The sequence below is a fragment of the Acutalibacter sp. genome, from assembly GCF_056800975.1.
In genome coordinates this window covers 1-7366 of the sequence record NZ_JBQISV010000100.1, presented here as the reverse complement: position 1 = coordinate 7366, position 7366 = coordinate 1, and the positions used below count along the sequence as shown (strand labels likewise).

The window sequence follows — 7366 nt, the reverse complement described above, 5'->3', positions numbered from 1 at the left end:
GGTGCTAACGCTAGGGCTTGTTTGAAAAATCGAAAACGTCGTCTTTTTACCCAGAAGCAGCCATCTCCTGCGTCGAAAATCCTCGTAATACGCAAGTATTCCTTGCGGTTTTCTCCTGGAAGCTGACCGCTTCTGGTCAAAATTCCGTCATTTCCTCTATTTTCAAACAAGCCCTAGTTGTTCACTCTCAGTACCCCCGCGAACCGGGTGCAGCGTCACGCTGCCGGGAATTGGGGGCAATGCTATACTATATGATAACGAGAAAGTAGCAAGCCGCGACCAGTGGCCTAGTTGTTCGCTCTCAGTCTCCCCGCGAATCGGGTGCAGCGTCACGCTGCCGCGGATTGGGTCCAGCGTCACGCTGGGGGGGTTTACAAATGAGGGAAAAGGTGGTAAAATAGTGTGAATTGTAGATTGGTATGGGATTTTGGGAGGATGTTATGCGAGATTCTGACCGTAAACGGAAGCTGTTCGTCCGCATTGTGGCCGGGCTGCTGGCCCTGCTTATGATGGGTGCGGTTTTTTCCGCGCTGTTTGTCCGCTGACAAGGTTTTTTGAAGGAGGAGACGGGCTTGACGCAGATTTTGGCAATGATAAGGGCAAACCGCTTTTCCAGGCGAATGCCCCCGCGCTGGTAAAGGGCAGAACCAACCAGACCAAAAACATTACCCTATCACGGAGGAACACTATGGAACCCAAAGGAAGCTACTATATCACCACCGCGATCGCATACACCTCGGGCAAGCCCCACATCGGCAATGTGGCCGACCCGGTGGTGGCCGACGCCATTGCCCGCTTTAAGCGGATGCAGGGCTATGACGTGTACTTTCAGACAGGCACGGACGAGCACGGCAAGAAAAACGAACAGAAGGCCCAGGCGCAGGGCGTCAGCCCCCAGGAGTTTGTGGACGGCACCGCCGCCGTTGTCAAGGGCCAGTTCGACCTGATGAACCTCTCTTACGACCACTTCATCCGCACCACCGACGAGTACCATGTGAAAGAGGTGCAGAGGATTTTCAAAAAGCTCTACGACCAGGGGGACATCTATAAGAGCGCCTACGAGGGCCTTTACTGCGACGAGTGCGAGTCTTTTCTCACCGAGAGCCAGCTGGTGGACGGCAAGTGCCCCGACTGCGGCCGGGAGCCCCGCAAGGAGAAGGAGGAGGCCTACTTCTTCAAAATGAGCAACTACGCCCAGCGGCTGATCGACCACATCAACGCCCACCCCGACTTCATTCAGCCTGTCTCCCGGCGCAACGAGATGATGAACAACTTCCTTCTCCCCGGCCTGCAGGACCTGTGCGTCACCCGCACCTCCATCAAATGGGGGGTGCCGGTGGACTTTGACCCCCAGCATGTGATTTATGTGTGGCTGGACGCTTTGACCAACTATATCACGGGCATCGGCTACCACTGCGACGGGGAGCATGGGCCTCTCTTTGAACGGTACTGGCCCGCGGCCCTGCATGTCATTGGCAAGGACATCACCCGCTTCCACACCATCTACTGGCCGATCTTCCTGATGGCCCTGGGGCTGCCTCTGCCCAAGCAGGTGTTCGGCCACCCCTGGTTTATGATGGACGGCGGCAAGATGAGCAAGTCGGCGGGCAATGTGCTTTATGCCGACGATATGGTGGACGTGTTCGATGTGGACGCTGTGCGGTACTATGTGCTGCGGGAGCTCCCCTTTGACACGGACGGCGACGTTACCTGGGAGAGCGTGAACGAGCGCACCAACAGCGACCTGGCCAATGTGCTGGGCAACCTGGTGAACCGCACCGTCTCCATGGTCAACAAATATTTTGACGGGAATGTGGAGGACTGCCGGGTGGAGGAGGACTGCGACCAGGACCTGCGGGACGTGGTTACCGCCTGCCGGGACAAGGCTGCGGCCAGAATGGACCAGCTGCACACTGCCGGGGCCCTGACCGAAATTTTCAACCTGTTCAAGCGGTGCAACAAGTATATTGACGAGACCGCCCCCTGGAAGCTGGCAAAGGACACCTTCAAGTACGCCCGGCTCTCCACCGTGCTGTACAATCTGGTGGACTCCATCTGTACCGGCGCCACGCTGCTGTTCCCCTTTATGCCTGACACCGCGGTCTCCATTCTCCAGCAGCTGGGCACGGTCCCCCTGCCCTGGGAGCAGCTGGACAAGCCCCGCAACTATCCCACCAAGGGCGGCAAGGTGACCGCTGTGCCGGAGATTCTGTTCCAGCGCCAGGAGATCGACCAGGTCTATGCCCGGCTGGAGGAAAAATATGCCCTGGAAAAAGCTGCGGCCTCCGCCCCGGAGCCGGACATGGAGAGCCGGGTGCAGCTGGGCCGGCAGCTGCAGGAGACCCTGAAAATCGGCATTGAGGACTTTGCTCAGGTTGACCTGCGGGTGGCCAAGGTGGTGGAGTGCCAGCCGGTGAAGCGGGCCAAAAAGCTGCTGCGCCTCAGCCTGGACGACGGCACCGCCAACCTGCGCACCGTGGCCTCTGGCATTGCCCAGTGGTATAAGCCCGAGGACCTGGTGGGGCACAATGTCATTCTGGTCTCTAACCTGCGCCCCGCCGTGCTGTGCGGGGTGGAGAGCCAGGGCATGATTCTGGCGGCGGACGCCGGCGAGGGCGTGAAGGTCATTTTTGCCGATGGTATTCCGGCCGGCTCCAAGGTCCGATAACAGATTACAGCGATAGGTTCCGGCCATGGCCCCGCAGGCGGCTCATGAAGCCATGGAATATGGAAAGGGGGCGGACGGTATGCCCGCAGAACGTCCTTATGAAATTTATGATTCTCATGCCCACTATGACGACGCGGCCTTTGATGAAGACCGGAGCTGGCTTTTGGAGAACACCCTGCCCTTGGGCGGCGTGCGCTGTGTCATTAACATGGGCACCCGCATACGCAGCTGCGCCGCAGCCATGGGCATGGCCGACCTGAACCCCTATGTCTTCGCCGCGGTGGGCATTCACCCGGAGGAGATTGACGGGGCCCTGCCCGAAAACTGGGTGGACTGCCTGCGGGTCTGGCTGGAAGGGGGGGCGGTGGCCGTGGGGGAAATCGGCCTGGACTACCACTGGAAGGACAGCGCCCCCCGGGACCGGCAGATTCAGGTGTTCACCGCCCAGCTGGAGCTGGCCAATCAGATGGGCTTTCCCGTGTGCGTGCATGACCGGGACGCCCACTCGGACATTATGGAGCTGCTGAAAATGTACCGCCCTCAGGGGGTGGTGCACTGCTTCTCCGGCAGTGTGGAGATGGCCCGTTCTTTGGTGGACATGGGCATGTATATTGGCATTGGCGGGGCGGTCACCTTTAAAAACGCCCGCAGGATTGTGGAGGTAGCCAAAGAGCTCCCTCTGGACCGCCTGCTGCTGGAAACCGACGCCCCCTACATGACCCCGGACCCCCACCGGGGCACCCGCAACGATTCCACCTATATCCCCCTGGTGGCGGAGAAAATCGCCCAGCTGCGGGGGGAGACCACGGAGAGCATTCTGGAAGCCTCCAACGAAAACATCCGCCGGCTCTTCCGCCTGGACCAGCATTCCCGGCGTCAGGCGCCGGTGACACACATCTACTGAGAAACGTAGCGCGCTTGCCTACGATGGGAGTCTATTGCTATGGAACATGAGAAGAATGAAAACGGCCTTTTGTACGGGGCCAGCGTAACCTATGAATATGAGGGCAACCTGTATATCAACATGACAAACCAGTGCCCCAACCGCTGCGACTTCTGCCTGCGGCAGAACAGCTCCGGCAGTCTGTATACCAACAATCTCTGGTATCAGGGGGGCGAGCCCACCCGCGAGGAGATTTGGGGCCAGCTGCAAAAGCGGGAGCTGAACCGGTACATGGAGATCGTATTCTGCGGCTATGGCGAGCCCGCCTGCCGGTGGGACGACATGATGTGGCTCTGCGACAAAATCAAGGCCGACGGCTCCCATTTTATCCGCATCAACACCAACGGCCTGGCCAACCTGCTCACCGGCCGCAGCGCGGCCCTGGAGCTGGACGGCCGGGTAGACGCGGTTTCTGTCAGCCTGAACGCCAGCACCCCCGAGGGCTACGACCGCCTCTGCCACAGCCGGTTCGGGCTGCAGGCATTGCCGGCTATTCTGCGCTTTACGGCCACGGCGGTGCTTAATGTGCCCCATGTGCGCATGACCGTGGTGAGCACCATGCCCAAGGCGGAGCAGGAGGCCTGCCGCCAGCTGGCGGAAAGCGTGGGGGCGGACCTGCATGTGCGGGAATATATCTCTGACTGAGGCGCATGCTAATGGAGGATTCTTCCTGAGAGGAGGGCCTCCATGAGGAATTATCTGCGCGCCGCCGCCGCGCTGCTGCTTTCGGCATTGCTGGCCGCCTGCGCCGCTCCTGTGGACGGAGCCGCGGAAAACGCCGGCCTGGGCCAGCCCCGCCGGGTATGCCGCACGGAAGACGCGGCCCCCACAAAACCTTAAGAAAAAAGAACGCCGGACCCGGTCTGCTTGAAAATATGGCGGCATGCTTTCAAGCGGGACCTGTCCGGCTTTCTTTTTTCAGCGGATTCTGGCCTGAGAGGCCTGGTCTGCCCGGTGCGGCTGTCAGGCGCGGCTCCTCCCTTTCTGCCTCCCTGGCGGTTTTGTTGGCAAAATCAGGCCGCTGGCCGCTTTGCCAAGTCTCATGCCCGTTTTTGTCATGACCGGCCCTCTCAAACAGAGGCCGGGCTGACGCAGCCCCTTTCATCCCAGCTTTCACCCACCGCCTGCTTTTGCGCGGTCTGTCGTGAGCTTTTCTCACGCCCAACAGGGTTGACAGAGAGCGAAAAAAGGGGTACAATATCACTGTTCTTTCGACTGAATTCAACACGAAAGGGGAAGCGAGCCATGACAGCTCCCATGCACCGGCATTTTTCAAAATTCGCTGTGACCATTCTGCTTCTGGCCGCGTCTATATGTATAGGGATTCAGCCCTTTGCCTGCGCTCAGTCCCCTCAGATTCCCCAGCCCTGGCAGGAGTTCTACTATTATGACGAGGCGAACATTCTGGACGAGCCCACCCGGGCGGATATTCTCGCCAAGGGCGTTGACCTTCAGCAGCGTTACGGTGCGCAGCTGGTAGTTATGACGGTTCAGAATCTGCCTGCCGGCGACTACGCCCAGCGGGTGGCCTATCTGCGCTCTGTCATGGACAGCTGGCAGGTAGGGGGCGGGCAGAGCCGGGGGGTTCTGCTGGCTCTGGCTGTGGCCGACGGCGCTGGGGGCGACTACCTGGTGGTGGCCGGCGAGGGGCTGAAGCGCTGCTTTACCACCGAGACCCTGAAGACCCTGCTGGACGCCCATCTGGAGCCGGACTTCAGCACAGGCGCATACAGCGCGGGTGTGACAAAGTTCATGGCCGCAGCCGTAGACCAGGCGGAGGGCTACTTTGCCCAGCACCCGGAGGAGGTTCAGGCCGGCGGCTCTGAGAAAGAGCCGGAAAAGAAAGGGGCCCCTGTGCTGCTGTGGGTGGGGGTCGGCGTTGGGATTCTGGCCGCGCTGGGAGCTTTGGGCTTTTTTGTGCTGAGCCGCCAGGGCGGTCTGCGCAGAAACCGCCGCAGCGTTCACCGGCGCAACCCGGTGATTACCCCTGCCCGCAGCAATGTCACCCTGCACGAGAGCCACCCCACGGTTCACATCAAGCATTCTACCCGCAGCAGCTCCAAGTGGAAATAAAAGAGTCCTGTCCGTCAAGGAGGCAGTCACATGGTATTTGCCGACCTGTTTTTTATATATTGCTTTCTTCCCCTCTGCCTGGTCAGCTATTTTCTGGCCCGCAGCCTGCCCGCAAAGAATGTGGTGCTGATTGTTTTCTCTCTGCTGTTCTACGCCTGGGGCGAGCCCCTGTGGATTCTCCTTCTGCTGTTCAGCTCTCTGCTGAACTGGGGGGCCGGCATCCTGATCCAACGTTTTCGCGGGGGCCCGGGAGCCAGGGCTGTGGTGGCAGGGGCCATTGCCGTTGACCTTTTGCTGCTGGTGATTTTCAAATACAGCGGCTTTTTAGTAGAGAACCTGAACGCTCTCACCCACCTGGGCCTGCCTGTGCCCAGCATCCGCATGCCCATTGGCATCAGCTTTTTCACCTTTCAGGCCATCTCCTATGTGCTGGACTGCTACTGGGAGACGGTTGCCGTTCAACGCCGGTGGACCCGTTTTTTGCTGTACCTGTCCCTGTTCCCCCAGCTGATTGCCGGCCCCATTGTCCGCTACAGCACCATAGAGGAGGAAGTGGAAAACCGCAGCGTCACCCTCACCGACCTGAGCGACGGGGCCCTTCGGGTGATTGTGGGGCTGAGCAAAAAGGTTATTCTGGCCAACAATCTCTGGGGCATTGTAGACAGCTTTTTCGGCCAGGACATCACAGGCCTTTCGGTGCTTGGCACCTGGTACACGGTGATTGTCTACTCGCTGTATGTCTACTTTGACTTCAGCGGCTACTCTGACATTGCCATTGGACTGGGCCGCATGTTCGGGTTTCATTTTGACGAGAACTTCCGGCATCCCTTTGCCTGCAAGACCATTGCCGAATTCTGGCAGCGCTGGCACATTTCTCTGGGCTCCTTTTTCCGGGATTATCTGTTGTATGTCCCCATTTTTGGAAAAAACCGCAAATACCTCAGCCTGTTTCTGGTATGGTTTTGCACCGGCGTATGGCATGGCGCGGCGTGGAACTATATGATCTGGGGCCTTTACTTTGGGTGTTTCATTTTCTTTGAGCAAAAGCTGGGCAAAAAGCGCATCAAACGCTGGCCTATTTGGTGGAAGCACATTTACAGCAAGCTGGTTATTGTGATTGGCTTCGGCATTTTCTATTTTGAGGACCTGGGCCAGCTGGGGCAGTTTTTCCTCAACATCACAGGGGTTGGCATGATCACCAGCGCAGCTCCCTTCTGGGACCCCATCACCTGGGCCTCGCTGCTGAACAACCTGTTCCTGGTGGCTGGCTCTGTGGCGTTCAGCCTGCCTCTTCTGCCCCGGGTGAAGAAGTTCTTTTTTGAAGATTCCAACGACGTCCTCTACATTGCGGGACGCGCCGGCTCTGCTGTTCTCTGCCTGGGCCTTCTCGCCGCCGTCACCATCCTCCTGGTAGACACCACCAACAACGTCTTCCTCTACTGGCGCTTCTAGCCAGCGTGACGCTGGACCCAATTCGCGGCAGCGTGACGCTGCACCCAATTCGCGGGGCGCGCTGGCACGCCAGCGCTGGTGGGAGGGAACCGCTAAGCTTGTGGTCGCGGTTTGGGGGTTTGTTGGTATCAGCCAGCGTGACGCTGGACCCGGTTCGCGAGGCGCGCTGGCACGCCAGCGCTGGTGGGAGGGAACCGCTAAGCTTGTGGTCGCGGTTTGGGGGGGTGTTG

Annotated in this window: 6 protein-coding genes; all 6 read left to right on the top strand. The window is 59.3% G+C overall.

Annotation, left to right across the window (positions count from 1 at the left end; genetic code table 11):
* Window positions 1–688: 688 nt before the first annotated feature.
* The 6 genes from metG (at window position 689) to ACTO5E_RS09360 (ending at window position 7136) form a co-directional block, all read left to right on the top strand.
* A complete protein-coding gene (gene metG / locus ACTO5E_RS09385) occupies window positions 689–2668 on the top strand; it encodes a methionine--tRNA ligase (RefSeq protein WP_482303184.1) in 1980 nt (659 codons plus the stop codon).
* 79 nt (window positions 2669–2747) lie between these two features.
* Window positions 2748–3572, top strand: coding sequence for a TatD family hydrolase (locus ACTO5E_RS09380; RefSeq protein ID WP_482303183.1), 825 nt, complete (start codon window positions 2748–2750; stop codon window positions 3570–3572).
* Between the two features lie 39 nt (window positions 3573–3611).
* Entirely contained in the window at window positions 3612–4256 is a 645-nt protein-coding gene (locus tag ACTO5E_RS09375) for a TatD family nuclease-associated radical SAM protein (RefSeq protein ID WP_482303181.1), read from the top strand.
* 42 nt (window positions 4257–4298) lie between these two features.
* Window positions 4299–4451, top strand: coding sequence for a hypothetical protein (locus ACTO5E_RS09370; RefSeq protein WP_482303180.1), 153 nt, complete (start codon window positions 4299–4301; stop codon window positions 4449–4451).
* A 405-nt stretch (window positions 4452–4856) separates the two neighbouring features.
* On the top strand, window positions 4857–5684 hold the full coding sequence (locus tag ACTO5E_RS09365; RefSeq protein ID WP_482303178.1) for a TPM domain-containing protein: 828 nt from the start codon (window positions 4857–4859) through the stop codon (window positions 5682–5684).
* A 30-nt stretch (window positions 5685–5714) separates the two neighbouring features.
* Window positions 5715–7136: an MBOAT family O-acyltransferase gene (locus ACTO5E_RS09360; protein ID WP_482303177.1), complete on the top strand. Its 1422-nt coding sequence runs from the start codon at window positions 5715–5717 to the stop codon at window positions 7134–7136.
* The last annotated feature ends 230 nt before the right edge of the window (window positions 7137–7366 follow it).

What these genes read in the sequence shown, in the direction of transcription:
- metG (WP_482303184.1), top strand. Translation starts at nt 689, where the DNA reads ATGGAACCCAAAGGAAGCTACTATATCACCACCGCGATCGCATACACC.
- ACTO5E_RS09380 (WP_482303183.1), top strand. Translation starts at nt 2,748, where the DNA reads ATGCCCGCAGAACGTCCTTATGAAATTTATGATTCTCATGCCCACTAT.
- ACTO5E_RS09375 (WP_482303181.1), top strand. Translation starts at nt 3,612, where the DNA reads ATGGAACATGAGAAGAATGAAAACGGCCTTTTGTACGGGGCCAGCGTA.
- ACTO5E_RS09370 (WP_482303180.1), top strand. Translation starts at nt 4,299, where the DNA reads ATGAGGAATTATCTGCGCGCCGCCGCCGCGCTGCTGCTTTCGGCATTG.
- ACTO5E_RS09365 (WP_482303178.1), top strand. Translation starts at nt 4,857, where the DNA reads ATGACAGCTCCCATGCACCGGCATTTTTCAAAATTCGCTGTGACCATT.
- ACTO5E_RS09360 (WP_482303177.1), top strand. Translation starts at nt 5,715, where the DNA reads ATGGTATTTGCCGACCTGTTTTTTATATATTGCTTTCTTCCCCTCTGC.